This is a genomic window from Alphaproteobacteria bacterium (assembly GCA_019746225.1).
Lineage (GTDB): Bacteria > Pseudomonadota > Alphaproteobacteria > Paracaedibacterales > VGCI01 > VGCI01.
Window position 1 is genome coordinate 99003 of record JAIESE010000001.1, and the last position, 23748, is coordinate 122750.

The window sequence follows — 23748 nt, forward strand, 5'->3', positions numbered from 1 at the left end:
TGCTATTTATCGCGCATCTTGTTTCTCTTAGGAATGGCATGCGGCACTTTACGACGCCAGATAATTTCCCCGACACTTACAACAGAATCTTGATAGAGAATCGGATAATTTGTATCCGATGCTATTAAAATATATTTGTCTTTTTCAATTAAAAGCTTCCGAACTAAGAAATAATCAGGCTTTGTTTCAATAAGGCAAATTGTTTGATTAAGACTAACTACCTGCTCAGGTGCTATTCTTATGGCTCCGATGTATTCTCCCTTATCATAATCTGGATTCATAGCTTTATCGATGAGATTCGTTATGATTGGATCCAATCCTTTTTCTTGGCAGTTTTGTTGGAAGAATATGGCTTCATCCTGTACCATTGAAATGAATGGGTTAGAAGACTTACTCTTTAGCCATCGAACAAACAATTGCGGACTATAAAATGTTTCTGTTTCAGATGACAAACGACTAGGAGGCGGCCCTACTCCTTCAATTAACCAATTCTCTGAACAAACTACTTCTTCTTGAGCAAGCGCCTCACAAAACTTTGTCGCATTAGCGTCGCGTATCATGGTGCGACCCAGTTCCCAGGACTGAATGGTATCTGGATTGAGATTATGTTTAATACAAAAATCGATTCGAGACATAGCTACAAGAGATCGAGCTTGCCTAAGGCGTTCAGCTATTTGCTTCTTCTTGGACCCAACCGTAGATTGAGATACAAGTGTAGGGGTGTTTGAAGAAGTAACGCGCGCCATATTCCCTTTGTCAGCCAATCTCATTTTTTATATCGATCCTTGTTAGTATACAAAAACAATTGCTATTTGTCTTCATATATACCAAGCCAAATAAAAAACGTATTTTTTAATAATTTTAGTTTTATAAATACAGTTCCTAAGTTTCTGGAGCCTGTCCTGTTGGAAGTTCCAAGGTACCTTATAGGTAAAGAACAACAATCTCACATAGGCAGGTAGTTTATAATTCCAGGTATTTAAAGGCAATACGAATAAGACCCCCCAAGGTCGAAAAGGTAATAACTACCCGAAACCACCTTCTGATATAACTAAAGATTGCCTATTTTCTTACGTTTTTGGGCAATAAACGTATTTTGTATATTTTTTATTGACATAAATACGTTTTCGATGCATAATTCATAATATAAACCATATTAATCGGAAGGAAAATGATGATGCTTAAGTTGATTATTGATAATACCCATCATGTTCAAGAGAGATTGATCCAACAAGAAAGCTATTTTTATCAAATTGCAACCAACCCCCCAGAGCCCCAAGCAATTGCGACGGATATCCGCGAACTTTCCAAGAATATATTTGTTTTTCGAGCCCAAGACATCGAGAATGAGCTCAGAGTGGAAATGTATTTAGAGTTAAAGCAAAGTTACATTCATTATAGCCAAAATCTCTCTGAAGCTCCTCTAGAGCATATAATAGGGGGTGATTTTCCGTATATTAGTATTGATAAATTTGATGAGCACATACTTTCCGATGAGTATCTTCATGGGGCATTAATGGTTATTTTCCAAATGTCTGTGTTGGAGAAACTTCTTTTATTTTGTGAAGAGAAGAAGGCTACATACATTGTCTTAAATTTCTGTGAGCGTACTTTTGATTATTTGAACATCTTTCGCAGATTCAGCATTTCTGAAAAACAAATCAACAATTCACACAGCGATTGTATCCAGATCATCATTCCTGCTGACACTCAAACCTACGATGATGTAATAGATTTTATGGATGAATTTAAGATTGATTTTTGTCGCGTATTATGGCGAGAGCAAAAAAGCAACTTCTCGCTTAAGCAATACTTGAAATCCCATACTGTCCTAAATTTCTGAAGGTGGATGAATGTTAGCTTTAGAAACATCCCCCTATTTTCTTAACCTGGATTGGGAAAAACTGAAGGCTTTCTATTATGTCGCCAAGGTCGGGAATATATCTCATGCGGCATCATTCTTTAATACCACTCAATCCACTTGCAGTCGCAGCATCACAGCCTTGGAAAAACATCTAGGTTATCCCTTATTCATTCGTCAACGAAATGGGGTCATATTGACCCGAAAGGGGGAAGAATTATTAAAGATTGCAGAGGATATCTTCTTCAGCATGAAGAAATTTACCAGCTATATCTACGCACCCTCACACCTTAGGCACAAGCGTAAAATAAGGATAGCAGCGAGTCCTGCCCTTGTGGCGTATCTCATCAATGATCATATACTCACCTATCATGAAAGGTACCCTGATCTTATGTTTGAAGTCATTGGAATTGAGGATGTTCTGGATATCATCTTAAATGATATCGATCTTGCAATTTGGCCTCATGGTCTCAATACATCTCAAACTGAATTTTTGAATCGAAGGATGATCCAGAAACCATTTATCACCCTGGAAAAAAAATTATATGCGAGTGCCCAATATCTGGAAAAATATGGCAAGCCGAAGACAGTACTAGAACTTAGAAACCATCATATTATTATGCCTTCTGTTATTGAAGCCTTTCCTTATGATGAAGCAAGGTGGATTTTAGGATTGGGTATAGAAGAAAATCCTAATAAAGAAAAACAAGAACGTGACCCAATCTTTATGTCGAATTCTTTAGAATGTCTCATCGAAGCAGCCCAGAAAGGCAAAGGTATCCTTTGTTCATTTGATAAATTGACCATTCTACAAAAGGCCAACCTTCAAAACATCTTACTCGACCTGGTTCTCGATAAACGCCAGGAATATTTTATCTATCCCGAACATCTCAAAGATGATCTAGATATTATGCATATTAAAGAGTTTTTGTTAAGGCAGGTGAGGGGAGTGTTTTGAGGTGAGCTGTCTTAGAAAGTGTTATACACGTTTGTTACCGCACGAGTGAGTTACCTTTAATCATTTTAATCTACTTAAATCTTTTCCTGCCAGATTTGATCGACGACATTCGTAGCTTTGAGCAGCTGCTTCATCTCTAGGTGTGCGTACCTTGTGGTCGTAGCAATGTTTTTATGCCCTAACAGCTTAGACACAGTATATAGATCTACCCCCTGTTTGATGGCTAAGGACGCGAAGGTATGACGTAAATCGTGAATGCGGACGTCTTCAAGATTTGCCAATGAGCGAATCTTACGCCAAGCATCTTGAAGCGTTACTAAACAAGTCCCTGGTTTGGAGCCCACGAAAATGTAAGGATTATCTTTCTCCTGTGTTAAACTTGCTAAAACAGCTTTGGCTGACTCATTGAGGGGAATTCGCTTTTCGCCTGTTTTACTATCTTTCAAATGGATATAACCATCCTTCAAAAAAACGTCGTCCCATTTTAATGTCAGAATTTCACTAAGCCGACAACCTGTGTACAGCAGCATCCGAATAGCAGCTAGGGAATAAGGAGAAGTCACCTTGACAGCCTCTTGTACCTTCAAAACTTCATCTAATTTGATAAGTTCTTCTTCTGATAAAAAGCGTTCCTTCTTTTTCTCGATGAACCTCTGAATCCCATAGCATGGGTTGCTGTTTTTTGAACGGTGGCCCCACAGCTCTGCCAAATTAAACGCTTTTCTTAAAAGAGCGTGACAGCGGTTGAATTGCCCTGGGACATTCTTGAGATGATCTTGAAATTTTACAATATCTTCTTGGGTAACCTCTGAAACTCTTATTCTCCCCAGAAAAGGGATAATCGCACTCTTAATTCTTTCGACATCCTTTTTTACCGTGCTTGGTTTATTATGAACCTTCTTATGCTTTTCAACAAAGAGGTCTAAAAATGCTTCCATTGTTATATATTGTTTGCCAATATATGCTTCTTTTTTGTGTTGTTCCTTGGGATCGATTCCCCGAGCCAGATCGCCCATCCACCCTCGAACAATTTCACGCGCGATGTCACACGTAATATGACCATGAACACCAACTTTCAAGCGTTGCTTACGTTTGCCTTTGTTGAAGCGGTATAAAAAATAGTAGGTTTTCTTGCCCGTAGGATGGATCATACATCCCAAGCCTTTGATTTCTGTATCCCAAACTTCATAGAGTTTTTCTTTTGGCTTTAAGGCTTCTAAATAGCTCTTGGTAAATCTCGTCATTTATCTTCCCTCCAGAATTATTTGTACCATATTTGTACCAGAAAAGGAAGAACGAGGATCATCTCAAAAACGTTGAAAAGGATTTTAATACTAAATTTGTTCAATAAATTCAATAATATATATCCTTAAGGAGCCGGAGGGAGAAACACAGAGATTTGAGAATAATCCGGTCTTGAAAACCGGCGAGGGTGCAAGCCCTTCGTGAGTTCGAATCTCACCCCATCCGCCATTATTATTAGGTAAGGTATTTTGCCTTACCTAATAATAATATTGATCGCGTGTGAAATTTGAACTCACGAAAATCTAAAATGTGAGTTCGGGCCGACCAACGGGAGGCAACGCATGAGCGTAAGCGACATGCGGTAATCTCACCCCATCCGCCAAATAAAGGAAAAGTCTAAAGGTCCAGAGCAAAAGCGAAGCGTCTCTGGATGTTTAGACTTTTTCTTTATAAGGTTGGGCAGGAGATGAGAACTCAGTCGAGAGTTCGGGCCGAGCTTGCGAGGCAACGCTAAGAAGCGCAGCTTCGTGCGGTAATCTCACCCCAATAGCCAATCCTTCCCTTCAAATACTCTTTGAGATCCATGATATCCTTGTCTTCCTTAAGATATACCGGATATACATAATATTCCTGACGGACGTTGAGGATCACATGGGGAAGGATGTTTTTGAGACTTGAGTTTTGAACGATCCTCGTTTTCTCATAGGCACTGATGATGCCTTTGCCCTGTTGTGCTGCCTCAATTAGGCACTCAAGAGAGTTGGAGAGGAATACGTGGTTACGTCTATCGCCACTCTCGGTACTGAGTTCTAAAACCCTTTTCGCACCCTCGAAGGAATCAACCTCAGAGATTGAAGGAACAATAAAATGATGGTCTTTCAGGTCATCAATGGTCTGGGGTTCGCCGTACTTTTCCAGGTATCGAGTGCTCGCGTACAGTTTCTTCTCGAGGGTAAAAAACGGTTCTTGGATAACTTGCCATTTCACCTCATCTGTCTTTGGATCATGGGGCTGGATTGCAAGGTCTACATCGTACAAAATAACATCCATAGCTTGATCTACCCCAATGATCTCAAAGACAAAATTGGGATGATCTTTATTATACTCCAGGATGAGATCGTTGATGAGATAGGCCGCAAGATTTTGGCTGGTTGCAATTCGAATGTTTCGCTTGATTCCTTGTTTTACAGGTTCATAGTTACGGCTGGTAAATTCTTTCATGTCTATAAAAACGCTCTCGGCAATCCCGAAGAGATCCTCGCCTCTTCGCGTCAGAATGACCCCGCCTTTTTTGCGCGCAAACAACGGAAACCCTAAGTGTTTTTCAAGCCCGGTAATATGACGACTGAAAGCCGATTGGGTAAGGTTCATTAAGGGTGCGGCATGGGAAATGTTCCCCATCTTAGCCACATAATAAAAGGCTTTGAGCTTTTCCCAATCTAAATCCCGAAAGTAAGGAGAAGTCTCTAAGGGCAACATGGTCTGATCTTCCCTCAATGCACAGATAGGGAGTGGTTAATGAGATATTTGCGAAAAACGGGATTAAATTTTTGGCCATGCCATAAGGTCTGACGAAGATCAGTGTCAACGTCATCTATAAAATCAATCACATCATCATATGTTTTTGCCTCTGTTGGAATGATAATCTTTGTTTGCATTCCCCTCGCCGTTATAACTTCCTCTTCAAAGATGAAAAATCCTCGATATATTTCTAGATAATCAAGATCGGTCTCATTGAAGGTCAGAATAAGATTGACGGCCTCCTTCTCCTCACAAAACAAGAAAAGGTGCTCCAATATTTTAAGTTGAAACTGAACCATCAGGATCCCTTGAAGATATTCATCGACGCCTACTTTCTCATTAAACCGCGATACATCGATGCTGGGAAAGTTGCATGTCAAGATGCGCACTAGATACTCTTCTTCCTCTGAAATTGCAAAACCTTCTGACAGCTCCAACGTCATTTCACATGTTAAATCATGGACGAAGTCTTGAGCCCTAAAAACAAATAGATTTTGAGACAGTTCTTGAATATCAACAATGAATCTATTTTGATGGGGAGATAGTGTAGGAGTTGACTTTGCTTCAAGACCTTGGGACAAGGCACTTCTATGTATGGGATTGGTGTTGTTGACTATTAATTTAAGCATTAAACTTTCCTTTCCATAGGGTTAGTTTTTGAGCTTTGTAATGGCAATAGCCCACACTGGTACGGATTCCAGAGCACGTGGATCGTTCTATTTGGGTTGTAGTCTGTCGCATGTCTATCCCTTTCAAACCCTAGCTTGATAGGAGAAGACAGCTTTCTATATTTCGGATAGAATACTGTTAGATCCTACAGGCAAGCTGATTAAGTTGGAGGGGAAAATTTGCTAAACTTATACTCGCGAAAATATCCCCTAATCGTATTAGCCGTATGATTAGTGCAAAAGAAACCTATACTTTTGTCTTCCTAGAACGAAATGGCATAAGTTTCATGCGTATTGTGTATATAAATAGCATGCATTTGACAAAAGGTCAAACATTATTTTACTTTTTGTCAAATGCCCATAATTTAATCGTTTTATTAAAGTTTTATCAGCAGAGGAAAAGATAAAATGGACATAGAGAAGCTGAGAAGTTTTTGTGAGCTTGTAAAAACCGGCAATCTTCATGACACAGAGAACTTACTAAAAGTTAAATATGCCACCTTGCGAAAGCGAGTCCTGAATCTTGAAAAGGAACTCGGGTTTAAGCTTATTGAAAATCAGGACAATAAAATCGTTATCAGTGAAGAGGGTGAAAAATTCTACTCATATGCAAACGACATTTTAAACTTCACTGATCAAAAACTATTAGAATATGAAGAAGACACAAAATCCATTGGCAAAAGTATTACAATAGCAACAACGAATTCTATTGCTGCCTTATGGTTAACAGAGGCATTAACAGAATTTAACGCTGCCTATCCTGAAGTTCAAATAGCCGTAAAAGCTTCAGATGAATCCTTTGACCTTTTATCGAGAGATGCAGATGTATCAATTTCTACTCTTGAAAGTATAAAAAAGGGGTTAAAGGTAATTGAATTAACAAATTATCAAATGAATTTATATGCCAGCGAAAGTTACATCAAACGGAAAGGGATGCCTAAAACAATTGAAGAACTTCGGAGTCATACTATCATAGGTTTCGGAAACGATGTCCCTTTTCCCTATAAAGACGTAAACTGGCATTTAAAATACCTACCAGAGGGGAAGCAAGCTAATATCTGCATAAATTCAGGCGTTGCTATCTATCAACTGGTTGAAAACGGGGTGGGAATTGGCTCAATTTCACAGAAAGCGGTTAGCATATCTCCCGTGAGACTTATCAGAATACTACCAGACCTACTTGATGGGCCCAATATCCCGATCGGTTTTTGTTTTCCGGAAACGCGAGCAAGTTCGAAAACGATCAATATCTTGTATGAATATATCAAAGATAAGCTTCATTAATGAGGAAGCTGTAAGAATGAAACAATCGCCCGCCTTTTACCCTTTGTAATTTCTCTAACTTCGTGGAGCAAATCACATCTCGTAAGAATTAATGTTTGTGGTTCAGGTTTGTAAACATAGGGCTGGGAATTTTCAGGATTATAAACACAAAATTCACCACCTTCAAACTCATCACAAGGAAACACCATAAATGCATAGGTATGATTGCTACAACTTTCTTTATCGACGTGCTTACCTACAAAATCACCTTCATAATAGAGATTGCATTGACATCGATCAATCTTATAGTCTTCAACTCCCATAATACCGGCAAGTTTAGATTTAATTTTTGGTGTATTAATGATATCTACGATTTGTTGATTTCGAATATGCGAATCGCCAGCTTTTTTAATTCTATATACACTTACCGAAGTTCGTTCATCGGTATCGCCCTGAACAACTCTTTCGTAAGTCTGGTTGTCCAAGAGAGAACTTAATGTTTCCCAATCACCTGAGGAAATTGGCAAATCCTCTTGTGAGACCACAACCGTACCTTCAGTCATTAATTGAGAATTTAAATCCTGATAAGATGCTAACATGATTCTTACTCATATTTATTGTTCTTAAGATGCATCTAGAATTATAGCTCTTCTCAGCAGAACATATAGGAATTTAAAGCTCCTGCGACACTATGTATCAGGCTTTAATCAATAGGCTCTTTGATTTAAAATTTCTTAGATTTCTATTGATATTGTTTAAATACGCCTTTTAAAAAAGGATAGAACAACAGCAATATCAAGCCCATGAGGATGGGAAAGTAAATTAAGAAGTCAAAAATATTCCCAAATACCATAAGAGAGGTTCCTTTGTCTGTGATGTCTTGGACAACATCAACTTCATGAGCAGCGGTGAAATATTTGGCAATTTGTTGGGCGACAAAATGAGCAAATGCCATAGATAGGAAAAGAGAGCCCATCATAAAACTTGCAAATCGAGCGGGTGCGAGTTTGGTTACCATGGATAACCCCACAGGTGACAAACACAGCTCCCCGGTTGATTGTAAAAAGTATGCAGAGACAACCCACAACATGGATGTCATGCCATCTCTCGATGCCTCTAGTACGCCCAACTTTAACACCCCAAAACTCAGTCCAATTAAAAAGAGGGCTACGGCAAACTTTATGGGCGTTAGGGGCTCTTTGTCTCGCCTACCTAAATAAAGCCAGAGACTCGACAAAAATGGGGCAACCACAATGATAAAAAGGGGATTAAGAGATTGAAACCATGTCGTATATATTTCCATACCCATAAAGCTTCGGTCGACATGGCGCTCTGTGAATAAGTTAATGGATGCCCCTGCCTGTTCAAAGCTGGCCCAGAACGCTAAATAGAAGGGGAGCATAGCAATGAGCGCAAACATTTTCTTCCGCTCATCCCCCTTACAGGTCAACGCTATCCTAATCACTGAAAAGAGCATCACACCGCCGAACACATACAAAATACCCTCCATATTATCATGATGATGGATACACAAAGCGAGAACAGGAACACTCAGAAGACTACAAATAAGAATCCATTGATACCGTGATATCCCTAACCAATATTGTTCATGAAGCTTTTCTTCATCCGGGCTAAGGCCCATCTCTCCCAATGATTTTTTACCAAGGATCAACGTAATCATTCCAAGGGCAATACCAATTCCCGCCAACCCAAATCCATAATGCCAGCCATATACTCTTCCGACATAACCACAGGCGAGGGGCGCTAGGAGGCCGCCGATATTAATTCCCATATAAAAGATCGTAAACCCACTATCCCGCCGAGGGTCATGCGCATGATAATATTGACCTAAAAGGCTGGAGACATTTACTTTAAAAAACCCTGTTCCTATGATGATGAAGGCAAGGCCAATGGTCAAAAGTTCCTTGAAGGGCAACGCTAAACATGTGTGGCCAACGAGAAGGATGAACCCACCCATCAAAATCGCATTCCTGTTGCCTAAGTATCGATCAGAAAGATATCCACCGAGAAGATTGGAGGCATACACGAGCGTAAAAAACATCCCATAAATGCCATAAGAAAATGAGTCAGAATACTCTAGCTCGGATGTCATGTAGAGGATGAGCAGCACCCTCAGACCCATATAGCTGAACCTCTCCCATAGCTCCACGAAGAATAAGGTGTATAAAGCTTTTGGTTGAGTAGTGGGTAGGTTTGTTTCCATATTCTCCACAGAAACCTTTGTCGATAGTACGCTACCTACTTATAACCCAGTCTTTTAGCAATAAGAAGACTTACATTAACCTTTGTCTTGCCAAATTTGATCAACAACATTCGTTGCCTTTAAGAGTTGCTTCATCTCTAAGTGTGCATAACGTGTCGTCGTGGCTATGTTTTTGCCCTAACAGCTTAGACACAGTATATTGATCTACCCCCTGTTTGATGGCTAGAGAAGCGAAGGTATGACGTAAATCGTGAATGCGCACGTCTTCAAGATTTGTTAACGAGCGAATTTTACGCCACGCATCTTGAAGCGTATTATCTTTTTACCTTGAACATCAATATAAAGAGGACTATATATATAAATGCTATTCTACTCCCCTATTTTGTTTTATCAGGAGGAAAAAATGATTTCACTTAAGACTTCCAACTTATTTCTTATTTTAACACTCTGCACGACGGCTCATGTTACCGCTTCTGAGGAAGTCATTGTTCAAAGAAGTCCCGGTGGGTATTTCACCGGTGTCTCCCCACATCAATCTCCAGTCAGACAAACACGTGCTGAAGAACGTATAAATCCTGATCCACTAAAAATTACGGGACCACGTGACGCTAAAGCATTAGATCAACTTCGAGTTACAAAAAGTAGGGAAATATATTTAAACGGGGTTTATAAGGTTGTTGAAGAAGCTGGTGAATATGTAAACGATGGTCCATTGACCATCTCACCGGAAACAATTAATCCAGAGGTAGAAGTTCTCTCTTTAACAGTTTGCGGTTTAGGTCCTGACCAAATTCAAGGGATTGGTGGGTTCAATAAATTAAGAATGTTAATTTTAGATTGTAATGGTAGACTCAAAGATGGCATCCTTTCTATCGTACCGTTAAAAACTCTTACCTCTCTTTCTCTTTTCTCTACTGGCCTTACCAATGCAGGTCTTAGGGGAGTTTTGACTTTGCCAAACCTCCTTGAACTAGACATCCGTCAGAATAAAGAAGTGACTGACGAAGTGGCAAATGAGCTTCTTGAAGAGACTAAACTAAAGATGCTTAGAGCCTATTCTACGGGGCTTAGTGAAAATGTCCAGCACCAGCTTGCGCATAAATACAAACTTATAAAGCATTAAGTTTTTAGATGGCATAGCCTGCTTAACGTTAGTTCAAACTACTGAATTATTTTGCCTAAAACATCACTTAGGTCAACATACTGCATGAATGTGGCTTTATAGCCATAAAGATCATTTAAGGCTCTATACAAACGCTCAATAAGGCCCATATCCTCCTTAATCTTTAGTTTTTTCTCTTTATATTCTTTAGTTTCCATTTCAAACCACGTACCCATCTCTTCCAACCATATTTCTGGGTGCCCTGAAGAGTATGTAGGTAATTTCTCCACCTCCTTATATACCCCTTTTATATTTCTTCTCAAGTTTGTTAAATAACTTAACCAGATGTTATAAATCTCTTCTTCCTTAAAAATCTTCTCTTTTAAATCATTGATCGCTTTTAGTTTGCCTTCTGCATATTCCTCTTCCTTGAAACAAACCATGTAGTGCTCAAAACACCCACTAATTTTCAACTGTTCATCTCCATTTGAAGCCGTTCCTACCACGTATGATCTGACCCGATCTAATCGATCTGCGAATCTACCCATATTAATTTGGGTTTTTACATATAACATTCGAGCTGCTTGTAGTACTTTTGTTTCTTGCGGCTCAGAAAACAAAGGGACATTTCTCCTTAATATACTCAGATAATCGTTAATAAATGTCCAAATTTCAGGACGTTCTCCTAAGCCTGAATTTAACAAAAGAGAAGCTACATATTCATCTGCCAGTTCCTCACTTCTAACCCCTATAATGGTCTCAGAATTTCTTTTTATCGCATTGGTGGAAATATGAAACGACCCAGTATATACGGTGGGTGGTCCTTTATGAGGATATCGAACAATAAGCTTATGGTGAAATTTTTTTCCTGTAAAAGGATTAAACAATATTACTGTGTTATCGTTCACCCTTAAGGCTTGGGCACCATCACTTTTCTCTTTGTCATCACCTCGGTTATTTTTATTATTATCGAGCACGATAAATTTAGGATTGAGGCTTGTTAAGTTTCTCCATATAGCTCCTCTTTTTAATTCCTCATTTAAACTTATGTAATTCTCAAATAGCAACAGTGCAGCGTTATCTTGTGCTCCAAGCGCCTCGTTAACGACTTCCAAGCATTTTTGTGTCCCTTCCAACTCAGGATTACCAGTTGAGATTGCTAAAGAGACAATATCCCCTAGATATCCTTCCATACTTACTTTCTCTGATCGCAGCAGTCCCTTTCTCAATGCTGTGAGCAGGTCAATGTTGCTCTTTCCTTCCTCCACTCTGTGCTCATGAAAAACTCTTACCTGTTGCTCTGGGAATGCTTCCGCAGTAGATTTTTTCTGTGGTTCACTTCTGAGCAACCTTCCAAATTCATCAAAATAGAACGCAGCAAGTTTATTGCTTTGAATGAGGACGATATCTTCTGAATGCATATTATCTGCTTCAAAAGTGGCATTTGCTGAACCCAAGATGGTAATGGCTTCTTCTCCAGCCTTCTTGGAAATAATAACTTTCTGATGAAAAGCTCTGCTCCCAAGCTTTACTAGGCTTGTGGGAACGCTATCAATTAGGCGCCTAACGTAATTATAATATTGTGAACCTTCAATCTGATTTTCGTATGTCTGATTATGATCCAGAAAAACTAGAACAGGCATAGGAGTGCTTTCTTGGACAGATTTAATGTATTTATCTTCCAAGGTTCTCATAAGAATTGGGGAATCAAAACGATACATAAAGCAAACAATGAATTGATCAGCACCTTTCAGCACCTGATTTATTTTGTCCATAACCCCACCCCCTAAGGAGATACAGGAAGAAACTCGGACCTTTCCGATAGTTTCTCTTTGCCTGGCCCCCCCGTAAGGAGGCAACCCTTCCTTTTGAGGGGTGTAGTCTACGTGAGGTTTCTCTAAGCCATCCATAGCAAATATGGAAGTCACAACATACTGATTTACACAAAAGAAGATGAGTAAGTAAACGAATAGAGAACGATAAAATTTGATCAAATTAGCACCTTTTTTATATTTAAGAAAAGATGAAAAACTACGAGCGATTCCCTTTATAGCATAATTAGAAAAAAATATATAATTATATAAAATTGCTCTTCAAAGATCAGTCTGAAAAAGTATCAATTCTCTGGTGGCTGAATAGAATAAGTGAGGATTGTAGCACCCCTTAACTCTTCTCCTGCCAAATCTGATCAACGACATTCGTTGCATTCAACAATTGCTTCATTTCCAAATGAGCATACCTTGTTGTCGTGGCAATGTTTTATGTCCCAACACTTTAGAAACCGTATAAAGATCAACCCCTGTTTGATAGCTAAGGACTGGAAGCTTCGTGCTGTAATCTCACCCCATCCGCCATTGTTATTAGGGAAGGCATTGTGCCTTAATTATATCATCGAAAAAAATATACATGCCTTGAATCAGGCCATTAATCTCTATGAAGAACCATTGAGATCTGCGAGACAAAATCTTAGAAATCTGATAGAGAAAGACATCCCTGATGCTCACTTTAGGTTGGGATTGATATATGAAATAGAAAGTAGGGTACCATACCAACCTTCTGAAATCAGAAAGTGGCACCAAAGTCCTGCAGCTCAAGGACATGAAGGAGCACCTCTATGATTAGCAGAATTTTATGAAATTGTTTTTATGGCTAATGATACTGATGAATGATACATATAGTCTAATTACATAAGCAACGAGTTGACTTGTTACTGCGTTTTGATATGTCCCTCACAAAACTTGTTTAACATGTAAATTATCTCATATTTTTAGGAGGTTACCTTATGAAAAATACGATTACATTATTTTTTTTAATGATTCTCTCCCTACCTCAAGCCCAAGCAATGAATGAGGTTAAGGAAGACGGTTTATATTTGGTCGTCGGTAGCACGCGCGAAAAAGGGCTTACAACTCAACTCTTTGAAAGGATGGTTGGCCAAGAGGTCGATTTTTCGCATACGAAAACTTTTGATGGGAAAGCCACAACACTCGATATTTTGCCTTGCGCTATTCCAGGCCAAAGCCATATAAAGCGCGATGCAACAAAGTTTAAACCTAACAAAAATGTTCCCATACGCGCCGTTTATATGGAGTTGTTTCCAACTACTCAGAAAATGGGTACCAGCGTTTTATCTTCCAAACACTCTAATTCTCGACTTGAAAAATGGGGATTGTTTATGCCTCGGGCTATAGAAAATCTAGCAAAGCATATGTGTGATGGTGCTACGCTAGAAATCGAACATTGGCCAAATTTATCAACTGACTCAGAAATTGAGATACTTAAAACGATGCCCGGTGTGTGGGCGCTACCACCAAATGTTATTCCTCTTCGAAAACTTAATCCCTTTCACTGCTTCTTTTACCGAGATGTTTTTATGAATCTTTTGCACAGTTTAATTAATACTGAAAATCTAGAAAAGTGGTCTGGATATGATATCGACGGACTCCAGCTAGCGATAGAGAACATTACGAAACTTTTATTCTTAACACCTGAGGAAATCAAAAGCACGTTAAACAAAGAGATCATTCAATACCTATATCATAAAGAAAAAATACCTTTGTTTTTTGAAAGTCCAACGGAATCATTGTCTATGTTTGCTCTGCAAGAGTATACAATGCTAACTAACAGAAAATATATTGAAGAATACCTAGAGAAAATAGGATTTAAAGACGTTAAAATCGAACGTCGCACGAGTCCAGTTAATGGTCGACACAATATATGGATAATATCCGCCATTAGGACAAATGGAAAAGATATGCCTGTTTCAAAATAATTATGTAAAGAGGCCATGAGTCTCTATGAAGAACCATTGAAATTTGCGAGACAAAATCTGAGAAATCTGATAGAAAATGAACGACACTATTCTGGTTTGGCAGATTCATTGATGAATCATGAGACATAAATCTTCGGATAAAAATATTCTAGTGGTGAACAGACAACTATTAATATGCTTGATACAACGATGACCTCAAGAGGTCAAAAATTAAAAGGAAACATATCGATGACGATTACTTTAAGAAAATATATCCTTGGTTTCAGGGTCGCTCTTATAGGAATGGTTTCAAATACACCTGGGGTGCAAGCCATGGAGGGCGAATTGCGGGCAGCTCATGAGTCTACACCAAAATCTGTACTGCGAAAAATTGTGGGTGAATTAGGGACGGGTCCCGTGCCGGACATGACGCCTGAACAGGTTGATCAGTATTTTAAGGAACGGGGATATTGGAAGGGTGATAATGGTTTGATTTTTCAAGACAACCCTTTTCTAAAGGAAAAAGTCGCACAGCTTTCTTTCTATGAATCTACTGTTGTTCAACCAGCTTTCACCGAAGCAGGCTTTCGGGAAGGCGAGGGGACAGTGGAACTCAATTTTGAGGGACGCTGCTTGTTCTGGAAAGTCAATCAAATCAGCCATGAACCTCATAATCAATTCTCTGATTCAAGTGGTGTCGATGAAATCCAATATGGTCAGAACCTGCCGCAAGAGCTTGTCGTTTTATGGGCAACGAAGGAAAAATTGCTTCGTGAATTATATCAACATATTGATAAGGCAAGAAGAGATTGGGATACTGTCGCACAGAACTCATTCAATATGCACGGTGTTAGGGGGCGTTGTACAGAGGCCGGGATAATTTTATATTAGAGTACTAACCTTGCCAGGATGGAATGAATCCTGAAGAGTTGCCCACATAAACATGCCCCTACAAGGAAATGAGAAGGATATACGATGTTAAGAAAAGCAACAAAAGCTGATTTTGATGATTTATATGAGATTTATATGGATCAATCCGTAAATCCCTTCCTTGGATTTGAAACAATGTCCAAGACAGAGTTCTTGCCCGTGTTTGATGAATTAACATCAGCTCATGATCTTTATGTTTATGAATTGGATGGCAAAATAGCAGCAACATGCAGAACCACAAGGTATACCTCTCGACGGCATCACGTAGCCTCCCTTGAAACCATTGCCACAAATCCTGCTTTTCAGAGAAGAGGGATCGGCACAACTTTCATTTTGGAAGTACTAGAAGTTTTGAAGAAAAGCGGCGTTAAGCGTATTGAACTATCCTACGAAGCTGACAATCCTAAAACGGGAGAGTTCTACCAAAAGCTTGGTTTTAAACATGAGGGTACCTTCAAAGACTGGTTCAAACGTGCGGGAGAAGATCACTATATTGACGAACATTTTATGGCTCTTCTCTTCGATTAGGTCATAAAATGACAAAATTCCTTTTATAACCAACCAGTTAAGAAATAGTGTCTTTTAAACATCTCCCTATTGAGCCGTAAATCCCCCATCGATAACCATCTCAGATCCCGTTATAAAGGAGGCATCATCACAGCTAAGGAAAAGAACAGCCTTAGCAACTTCTTCTGGCTGTCCAGGTCGATTCAGGAGCGTCCTCGAAAGATAATATTCTTTCTGGACTGGATCCTTTAAGATATCTGCGGTTAAAGGCGTTTCAATAAGACCAGGATGAACAGAATTAACGCGGATGTTATCTTTTGCAAAGTCCACAGCTGCTGCCTTTGTCAGGAGGCGCACAGCCCCCTTTGAAGCTGAAAACACAGCTAGGGAAGGCCCCCCAACCAAACCATACATAGAGGAAATATTAATGATAACACCCCCTCCCGCTTTTCGCATGGCGGGAGCTACATATTTGCAACCCAAGAACACACTTTTGGCGTTTGTGTTAAAGATTTGATCCCATTCATCTGACGTTGTGCTTTCAAGATCTTTCATAAGAAGTTTGGCAGCGTTATTCACGAGAATATCTATTTTTCCGAAAGAGTTAATAGTTTGATCAATCACATTTTTCCAATCGTCTTCCTTCGACACATCGTGTTGAAAGAAGAGGACCTGCCCTCCTATCTTACGAATTTCTTGTAGGATTTTCTCTTCTGAGGAATCATTGATATCTGTTGCAACGACTGTGGCCCCTTCTTCAGCGAACAACATAGCTTCGCTGAAGCCCATCCCATTTCCTGCTCCAGTAATAAGAGCAACTTTGCCTTCTAACTTTCTCATGGTATCCTCGACATATTTTGTATTAACAATTCTAACTGTTTTCAATCTTTTTAAGAACATATTTCATAATGGGGGCGACCAATCCAGGCATGGTAACTATAGGTCGTTCACCTATTGTAATGGCTCCCATATGTTCATAAAACGCTTGAGCATTAGGGTCAGACCAAATAACAAATTCTTGCCACCCATTTACCAATGCCTGTTCTATGCAGTGGTTCCATAACTTTCTACCGTACCCCTTACCGATGAACTGGGTATCAAGAAAGAAATCCTCCAACTTTGGCACTTCTTCATTTGTTTTAAATGTATAATATCCAATCACTTTTTTATTATCTTCAGCTACAAAGCCAAAAGCCGCCTCAAGAAAGGAATCCTCCTTGATGCCAAATTTTGCCATAAAACGATCGAGTCTATCTTCTGGGTAGCCCCAGTATCCTTTTCCGGCTCGCATTAATGTGTTAAGGAGGGTTATGTCCGATTTAGCGATAAGTCTGTATAAAAGAGACATTTGGTTTCAACCTCCTAACACGTCTAACACTCTAATCCCCTCTTTCACAAAGAGCGATTAACCTTATGGGGGCCTCGGCCCCGCCGCCTATTTTAATAGGGAGCGCTAACGTATAACTCCCTTTAGGGGGGAGGCTTGCAGAGTTGGCTATATTCTCAACAATGTACTTACCTGCTCCTAACAGGCATTTATGCACAGGAAAACCATCTTCAAAACGATCTGGTGAAAGGGCGTCAATTCCAATACCCACAATCTGCCGCTTCAAAAGGTACTGAGCGGCTTCAACCGAGATAGACGGGAAAATTCTGTTGTTACGATATTGATCAGGTTGACCCCAAAACCTTTCCCAACCGGTTCGGACAATAACAAAACTACCAGGTTCAATAACCCCTCTCATATCCTCAAAATCTGTGATATCAGACACAGACGCGCTGTAACGTTCATGAGCCCGGCTCGACACATCAATGACAACGCAAGGTGCGCCAAGATTTTCCAAGTCAAGCTGATCCACCGTTTTCCCTCCTGAAATGCAGTGAGATGGCGAATCTATGTGCGTCCCAATACCTTCTGCCATATGAAGATTGAAGGCTCGGAATTTATACTCAGCGTCGGGATCATAATCGCATCTCATGTCATGTTCGAATGTGCAGCTATCATTCCAGGTGGGGATATCGGGTGACATGGTGTGGGTTAAGTCAATGATTTTGTAAGGGAATTTCATATAGAATCGCTTTCTTTAATTTTACTTTCAGCCTTCCATTAGTTTCATACCATCGTCTGTATGTCTCTTCCCAGCGATCATTTCTGGCTTAAAGAGGGTGTCGATCTGATCCATGATATCCTGTGATACGTCGAAAGAAGCTGATGCTACATTTTCCTCGAGATATTTTCGATGTCGTGTCCCTGGAATGGGTATTGTCCGCGGTGACTTTTTCAAAATCCACGCCAAGGATAATTGTGCCGGAGTGCATTTGAGGGTCTCGGCAATATTGGTTAATTCTTGCACGAGGAGTCCATTTTTCCTCGCGTTTTCTTCTTCATAACGGGGCAACATGCTTCGAAAATCTCCCTCACCCATTTGACTAATCGAGGTAAGCTTATTGGTTAAAAAACCTCTACCCAAGGGGCTATAGGGTATGAAAGAAATGTTGAGTGCTTCGCACAAAGGGATTATTTCCTTTTCAGGGTCGCGCGACCATAAAGAGTATTCGCTTTGAACAGCTGTAATGGGGTGAATTGCATGGGCTTTTTTTAAAGACTGACTGTTGACTTCAGACAACCCCAAATACTTCACCTTACCTTCTTGGACCAACTTTGCCATAGCCCCAACTGTATCCTCGATGGGTATATTTGGGTCAACGCGATGAAGATAATAGAGGTCAATTGTTTCTATACCAAGGCGTTTCAAGCTTTTTTCACACGCTTCTTTCACATACTCTGGTCGACCATTTAGGTAAAAAGGGTTGGGTGGAAGACTTACAAATCCAAATTTTGTCGCAATGGTGAGTTTATCTAGATAAGGTTTCAAAGTCTGACCAAGAAGGGATTCGTTGGCTCCATTTCCATACATGTCCGCTGTATCGATAAAAGTTACGCCCAATTCGACAGCCCGAAGCAGGGTGGCTATGACTTCTTCGTGATCAATCGGACCATAAAACGCTGACATTCCCATACACCCCAAGCCTATTTCAGGAACGTAAACACCCGTATTTCCAAGTTGTCTGTTTTTCATAGTCTTCCTCTCTAAAATATCTTTAGATATCCAGAAATTTAATTCCCAGGTTGATAGTATATTTCATCGATCTGCTCAATTTGGCCTTGGTGAGCTTTTAAGATTGCAATCACATCAAATTCACCCGCTTTTTCTGATTTAAGGGAATACCGAATCGTGCATTTCATATTGTCAAAGGACGGAATAATCTCCTGGCTTTGAATAGCCCAAGTACCTGCAAAATCCTTCACACCATTCAGTTGCGGCAAAAGTTGCGCGCGCTCTGGGAGGAGCTCAATGCCATTGGCAATCTTCTTAAAATTTTGGGAAAAAAGGGTGTTGATCACTTTCTCATAATCATGGGATACACCTTGCCCAAAGTCGTGTTGAAACTGATTGTATCGCTGTGCAAGCTCTTGTATTGACATCATACCCCCCTCAAATTAAAACGTTCCCTGATCTTTCAATATCAATCAATATTATGAGGAGTCAATGCTTCTTTTGAAATACCTAGCTACTCAATCATTCTTATTGAAACGGGCTGGCCAAAAACTTTGATGAGTTGATCCCAATGATCAAGCAATTGGTGTACTCCATAATCAACCAAATGTTTTGCATTTTCTGAAGCAACAAGGCCTCATCCTAATAATTTCCGTATGGCTTTTTCCATCCTCTCCACTTTTTTTCTGACGAATAGGCAAACTCCTTCATAAAATCAGCGTTTCGAATCCCATTATAGGTAGATCTACCTAGAACGACGAAAATGTGATTAAGTTCAATCAAGGGCATCACGGACATTTCCCTTTTGAGGGGCTCAAACTACCGACTAGACCCCCTTCTCAAGTTTATTGTATAATACAGACAATACCTTTTAGTTTGGAGAGAGTCATGCTACGCAAATTCATATTTTTCTTCTTATTGATAACCGCTTATGTAACAACTTATGCCGCGGATTCAACTTCCGGGATGAATCCGGCACCAATGACGGATGAATATTTACGCTTCAAGTACAGAGCACCCAACGATGAACGATATGCCTTCTGTGCAAGTTTCGACAACCCCTTTAAAACTACAAATGGCCTTACAAGATGCCCAAACATTATTGACCTAACAAACCAAGAGACTTTGCGCCCATTAATAAAAGATATGCCTTTCGATAGGGCACTTTCTCTCATCAAAGAGCGTTACGAACTCATCCCTGAGGGACAAGTCTTTAGCGATAAATTCCAAGGAATGCGTGGCGTAGAAGCATATCCACTCCCCGAAATGATTCTACCGATTCCCGCTGAACTAGTGGCTCTTGGCATGCATTTAAGCCCGGGAAGAAAGGTTCTTGTTATGGATGGTAAAGATGGAATTTGCCCCTTTCTTTTTGCTCAAGCCGGTGCTACTTCCGTTTTGATGAGTCATTCTGATGAGGGTGAGATTGCCTCCTTTAACAAAAGGAAGGAAGCTTTCCCTGAGTGTGCCCCTAAACTGGATTCGGTTTGTTGCGATCCGCTCACTCTTTTGGAAACACGTCCTGACTTGAAAGGTACGATTGACATGTTCTATTGTGCCCACCTACTCCAAGTTTTGCCTGAAGAAAACTTTCCGGCCCTCTTTAGCATGATCAAAGAATTACTGAGTCCCGATGGCTTTGTATTTTTCTTAACAAACTATCAATTTTCGGGTGCTTGGCCTCCAGGCATAGATCACTATGAAAAAGATAAGCGCACGTACAACCTTTTTGGACTGCTGTCGCTCTCGCCTCTGTGCTGCTCAAACGATTTTGACTTTTATGCTGGTCTCTATTTTGATCAGAAAGGTCATCGCGTGCCCTTTCCAAAAGAGAGGCCTATTACCTATTCTGCATGCATCACATCACTAAAGGATGCTAAGGGCAACGTGCCTCGTTTTGTCACGTAAAATGCATTGGGTAATCGTGAAAAGCAAGCCAGAAACACAGTATCCATGGGCTACGCTGTTCCCTAAGCAATCGAGCATAAACTAGTAACAATGTTGTCTCTCATGATACGGAGTTCAAATGCTTAATTTCTATGAAGCTGAAGATAATTTGTTAAAATTGGTTTCCTACCAAAGCATAAAGGAGGGCTCCGCTCAACCTATTTGGATTGATATTTTTGATCCGACTGAAGAAGAAGACGACCTTATAGAAGAACTTCTCGGCATTGATATCCCCGATCCTTACGAAATGAGTGAAATTGAACTGTCCAATCGTTTATACCAATCAAAAGATGGCATTTATGTGACGGGTAGTTTTCTGACGTCCGAGCAAAAGACTCAAGCGATAACATTTATCTTAACCCACAAATATATTATCTCCATCCGCTATGTTGAATTTTCATTCTTCGCACGATATTTAAACTATAATAAAAGAAATGGCTTTAAAGCTCTTCATCACACAGGGGTGTTTTTGGATCTTCTTGAAGCGGCGATAGGCCAAATAGCTGACTATATTGAAGAAATTGGACACTCAATTGATGAAAGCACGCAAATTATTTTTCGTCCAGAAATTCCTGGGAAAAAACAAAAATTTAAAGTCGACTTTAAAAGAATTATTTGCCAAGTTGGGCAAAATGGTGATTTAATTTCTAAAACCCATGAAAGCCTCATGAGCTGCTATCGGGTTCTCAATTTCATTTCAGAATCAAAAAGGATCAAGTTAAATGCTGAGGACTCAAGAAAATTAACGATTCTTGAGAATGATATTTTGCCTTTGAATGACCACGCAACCTTTTTATCAAATAAAGTCAATTTCCTTTTAGATGCATGCTTGGGAATGATAAACATTGATCAAAACAATATAATCAAAATGGTATCGGTTGCAGCTATTATTTTCTTTCCTCCCACGCTCATCGCAAGTATTTATGGAATGAATTTCCATGTCATGCCCGAGTTAAAATGGACCTATGGTTATCCATTTTCGCTTATTCTCATACTCCTTGCAGGCTTACTCCCTTACATATTTTTCAAGCATAAAGATTGGATATGATCTCATCGATCAAGACCATCTGTGAAAGCTTTTTAAGAATTTAAACCCCTTTACGTATTGCCTACCTAAGTAGCCTACTTACGATTGTATTTCGGATATCAGGACATAACTCATTCGCCTAAGGTCCAATTGTTAATGTGTAGAAATATTCGCCCAAAGAAGGAGAATGATCATGAAGAAATTGAATCATATATTAAGAATTATTATGTTTATCGGATTTTCAATCGATTGTGTCGATGCCGCACAAGACCATGACTGTGACCAATGTCGAGGAACGATCGGGGCTTCCATCCACGGCAGTACTGGCAAATGGTTGAATCAAGAAGTTCCTCACAGGGATTGGAAATGTCTGGAAGTTGAGGACTTAGGGTCGGCATCTAAAGACTGTCAAATGTGTGAAAAGGAAACCATAAGATTTGTTCATCGCATGGCTCATGAAGATTACGAGACACTTGACGTGGGCTGCATTTGTGCAGGGCATATGGACGGCGATTTAAAAGCTGCAAAAGAAAGAGATCAAGACTTAAAGTCGAGACTCCAAAGACGTAACAAGTGGTTGGCCCTCGGCTGGAAAACTTCCTCAAAGGGCAATCCCTTTTTAAAAACAAGGACGAACAAAGGGGATAACAAACATCATATCGTGGCAATAACCAAAAGCAAATATGGGCAATTCTCAGCCAGCATCGATAAGGATTTTCTCAATACGTGGCATAAGTCCATGGATGAAGCAAAGCTAGCGGCATTGGACTATATTTGGCCAACGAAATTAGAGGTTGAAGATTAATAGAAAGGGGGGCTTGTTCCCCCCTCTTCAAAACATACATGAATTTCCGTTGAGTCTAATGCATATGCATATGTTGATCAGACTCAGGGAGCACCTGTCCCCCATCCACCACAATGGATTGACCGGTGATGTACCTGGCTTCATCAGAGGCAAGGAATAAGTGCGCAAAGGCGATTTCTTCCGCCGTACCGAGCCTGCCCATAGGGATACCGGAAGTGATTTTATCCCGATGCTCCTGACTCATTTCATCCAAACCTTCAGAAATAACGTTGCCCGGCTCAACCGCATTGACAGTAATATTGTTCTTTGCAAGTTCAATGGCAACTGTCTTCATGAAACCAATCATTCCTGCTTTCGACGCTGTGTAATGTGCTCCGCCAGGCCAACCGACTTTCGGGCCGGATATTGACGACGTCAGCACTATTCGCCCATATTTTTGCTTTTTCATGGAGGGTAAACAGGCTTTTACAGCTAAAAAGGTACTTGTCAAATTTGTGGTTATGACCTGATTCCAATTATCTAATGTCATGTCAGAAATGTTTGCAACGGGATAGATTCCCGCATTGTGGATCAGAATATCAATGCGACCATGGTCTTTTATCGTCCTTTCGGCCATTTTTGCCATGTCGTCCTGTTTGGTGACATCAGCTACAATATAGAATGCTTTGCCGCCCGCCTTCGTTATGTCTTCCACACTTTTCTTCAAGTCCGCCTCCGTTCGGCTGACAAGAACAACTTTTGCTCCTTCTTTTGCAAAAACTTTTGCAACACCTTGCCCAATTCCTTTGCTCGCGCCTGTTATAAGCGCTACTTTTCCTTCTAATCGATTTTTTGCGGTTGTCGGTGTCATCATGAAGGTCAATCCTATCAATACTATGAA

General features: G+C 40.0%; 24 protein-coding genes. 10 read left to right on the forward strand and 14 right to left on the reverse strand.

Going from position 1 to position 23748, the window contains the following annotated elements; all coding sequences use genetic code 11:
• Positions 1-2 precede the first annotated feature (2 nt).
• Positions 3-770, reverse strand: coding sequence for a helix-turn-helix domain-containing protein (locus K2Y18_00410; protein MBX9804199.1), 768 nt, complete (start codon positions 768-770; stop codon positions 3-5).
• A gap of 401 nt (positions 771-1171) precedes the next feature.
• On the opposite strand from K2Y18_00410, the gene K2Y18_00415 reads away from it, so the two are divergent.
• On the forward strand, positions 1172-1843 hold the full coding sequence (locus tag K2Y18_00415; GenBank protein ID MBX9804200.1) for a hypothetical protein: 672 nt from the start codon (positions 1172-1174) through the stop codon (positions 1841-1843).
• A gap of 10 nt (positions 1844-1853) precedes the next feature.
• On the forward strand, positions 1854-2819 hold the full coding sequence (locus tag K2Y18_00420; GenBank protein MBX9804201.1) for a LysR family transcriptional regulator: 966 nt from the start codon (positions 1854-1856) through the stop codon (positions 2817-2819).
• Between the two features lie 74 nt (positions 2820-2893).
• On the opposite strand, the gene K2Y18_00425 is transcribed toward K2Y18_00420, so the two are convergent.
• The 3 genes from K2Y18_00425 to K2Y18_00435 all read right to left on the reverse strand — a co-directional run bounded on the left by K2Y18_00425 (position 2894) and on the right by K2Y18_00435 (position 6214).
• Positions 2894-4063, reverse strand: coding sequence for a tyrosine-type recombinase/integrase (locus K2Y18_00425; protein MBX9804202.1), 1170 nt, complete (start codon positions 4061-4063; stop codon positions 2894-2896).
• Positions 4064-4574: 511 nt separating this feature from the next.
• Positions 4575-5543: a LysR family transcriptional regulator gene (locus K2Y18_00430; GenBank protein ID MBX9804203.1), complete on the reverse strand. Its 969-nt coding sequence runs from the start codon at positions 5541-5543 to the stop codon at positions 4575-4577.
• Positions 5544-5557: 14 nt separating this feature from the next.
• The gene (locus K2Y18_00435; protein MBX9804204.1) at positions 5558-6214 is read right to left on the reverse strand and encodes a hypothetical protein; all 657 of its coding nucleotides are present in this window, start codon (positions 6212-6214) and stop codon (positions 5558-5560) included.
• Positions 6215-6661: 447 nt separating this feature from the next.
• On the opposite strand from K2Y18_00435, the gene K2Y18_00440 reads away from it, so the two are divergent.
• Positions 6662-7537 (forward strand): LysR family transcriptional regulator, encoded by an 876-nt coding sequence (locus K2Y18_00440; GenBank protein MBX9804205.1) that lies wholly within the window; start codon positions 6662-6664, stop codon positions 7535-7537.
• Here K2Y18_00440 and K2Y18_00445 read toward each other — a convergent pair.
• The 3 genes from K2Y18_00445 to K2Y18_00455 all read right to left on the reverse strand — a co-directional run bounded on the left by K2Y18_00445 (position 7534) and on the right by K2Y18_00455 (position 10029).
• On the reverse strand, positions 7534-8115 hold the full coding sequence (locus K2Y18_00445; GenBank protein MBX9804206.1) for a 2OG-Fe(II) oxygenase: 582 nt from the start codon (positions 8113-8115) through the stop codon (positions 7534-7536). The genes K2Y18_00440 and K2Y18_00445 overlap by 4 nt on opposite strands.
• A gap of 143 nt (positions 8116-8258) precedes the next feature.
• Positions 8259-9740, reverse strand: a complete 1482-nt coding sequence (locus K2Y18_00450) for an oligopeptide:H+ symporter (GenBank protein MBX9804207.1) — start codon at positions 9738-9740, stop codon at positions 8259-8261.
• Positions 9741-9840: 100 nt separating this feature from the next.
• Positions 9841-10029: a hypothetical protein gene (locus tag K2Y18_00455; GenBank protein MBX9804208.1), complete on the reverse strand. Its 189-nt coding sequence runs from the start codon at positions 10027-10029 to the stop codon at positions 9841-9843.
• A gap of 114 nt (positions 10030-10143) precedes the next feature.
• On the opposite strand from K2Y18_00455, the gene K2Y18_00460 reads away from it, so the two are divergent.
• On the forward strand, positions 10144-10863 hold the full coding sequence (locus tag K2Y18_00460; GenBank protein ID MBX9804209.1) for a hypothetical protein: 720 nt from the start codon (positions 10144-10146) through the stop codon (positions 10861-10863).
• Positions 10864-10901: 38 nt separating this feature from the next.
• Here the strand turns inward: K2Y18_00460 and K2Y18_00465 are convergent, their stop codons facing one another.
• Complete coding sequence (locus K2Y18_00465; protein ID MBX9804210.1) at positions 10902-12617, reverse strand: hypothetical protein; 1716 nt, start codon at positions 12615-12617, stop codon at positions 10902-10904.
• Positions 12618-13624: 1007 nt separating this feature from the next.
• Here K2Y18_00465 and K2Y18_00470 point away from each other — a divergent pair.
• From K2Y18_00470 to K2Y18_00480, 3 genes are all read left to right on the forward strand, one after another.
• Entirely contained in the window at positions 13625-14614 is a 990-nt protein-coding gene (locus K2Y18_00470) for a hypothetical protein (GenBank protein ID MBX9804211.1), read from the forward strand.
• 228 nt (positions 14615-14842) lie between these two features.
• Positions 14843-15484 (forward strand): hypothetical protein, encoded by a 642-nt coding sequence (locus K2Y18_00475; protein MBX9804212.1) that lies wholly within the window; start codon positions 14843-14845, stop codon positions 15482-15484.
• Between the two features lie 84 nt (positions 15485-15568).
• On the forward strand, positions 15569-16051 hold the full coding sequence (locus K2Y18_00480; GenBank protein ID MBX9804213.1) for a GNAT family N-acetyltransferase: 483 nt from the start codon (positions 15569-15571) through the stop codon (positions 16049-16051).
• A 66-nt stretch (positions 16052-16117) separates the two neighbouring features.
• On the opposite strand, the gene K2Y18_00485 is transcribed toward K2Y18_00480, so the two are convergent.
• The 5 genes from K2Y18_00485 to K2Y18_00505 are packed head-to-tail and all read right to left on the reverse strand — an operon-like array spanning position 16118 to position 19520.
• Positions 16118-16870, reverse strand: coding sequence for a glucose 1-dehydrogenase (locus tag K2Y18_00485; protein MBX9804214.1), 753 nt, complete (start codon positions 16868-16870; stop codon positions 16118-16120).
• Between the two features lie 31 nt (positions 16871-16901).
• Positions 16902-17378 carry a GNAT family N-acetyltransferase gene (locus tag K2Y18_00490; GenBank protein MBX9804215.1) on the reverse strand — a complete coding sequence of 159 codons (477 nt, stop codon included), beginning with the start codon at positions 17376-17378 and terminating at the stop codon, positions 16902-16904.
• Positions 17379-17409: 31 nt separating this feature from the next.
• Complete coding sequence (locus K2Y18_00495) at positions 17410-18099, reverse strand: cyclase family protein (GenBank protein ID MBX9804216.1); 690 nt, start codon at positions 18097-18099, stop codon at positions 17410-17412.
• 27 nt (positions 18100-18126) lie between these two features.
• Positions 18127-19110, reverse strand: coding sequence for an aldo/keto reductase (locus tag K2Y18_00500; protein MBX9804217.1), 984 nt, complete (start codon positions 19108-19110; stop codon positions 18127-18129).
• Positions 19111-19148: 38 nt separating this feature from the next.
• Positions 19149-19520: a hypothetical protein gene (locus K2Y18_00505; protein MBX9804218.1), complete on the reverse strand. Its 372-nt coding sequence runs from the start codon at positions 19518-19520 to the stop codon at positions 19149-19151.
• Between the two features lie 457 nt (positions 19521-19977).
• On the opposite strand from K2Y18_00505, the gene K2Y18_00510 reads away from it, so the two are divergent.
• From K2Y18_00510 to K2Y18_00520, 3 genes are all read left to right on the forward strand, one after another.
• A complete protein-coding gene (locus K2Y18_00510; protein ID MBX9804219.1) occupies positions 19978-20997 on the forward strand; it encodes a hypothetical protein in 1020 nt (339 codons plus the stop codon).
• Between the two features lie 118 nt (positions 20998-21115).
• Positions 21116-22084, forward strand: a complete 969-nt coding sequence (locus K2Y18_00515) for a magnesium transporter (GenBank protein ID MBX9804220.1) — start codon at positions 21116-21118, stop codon at positions 22082-22084.
• Between the two features lie 172 nt (positions 22085-22256).
• Positions 22257-22868 carry a hypothetical protein gene (locus tag K2Y18_00520; protein MBX9804221.1) on the forward strand — a complete coding sequence of 204 codons (612 nt, stop codon included), beginning with the start codon at positions 22257-22259 and terminating at the stop codon, positions 22866-22868.
• A gap of 55 nt (positions 22869-22923) precedes the next feature.
• Here K2Y18_00520 and K2Y18_00525 read toward each other — a convergent pair whose 3' ends face one another.
• On the reverse strand, positions 22924-23718 hold the full coding sequence (locus K2Y18_00525; protein ID MBX9804222.1) for an SDR family oxidoreductase: 795 nt from the start codon (positions 23716-23718) through the stop codon (positions 22924-22926).
• Positions 23719-23748: the final 30 nt, after the last annotated feature.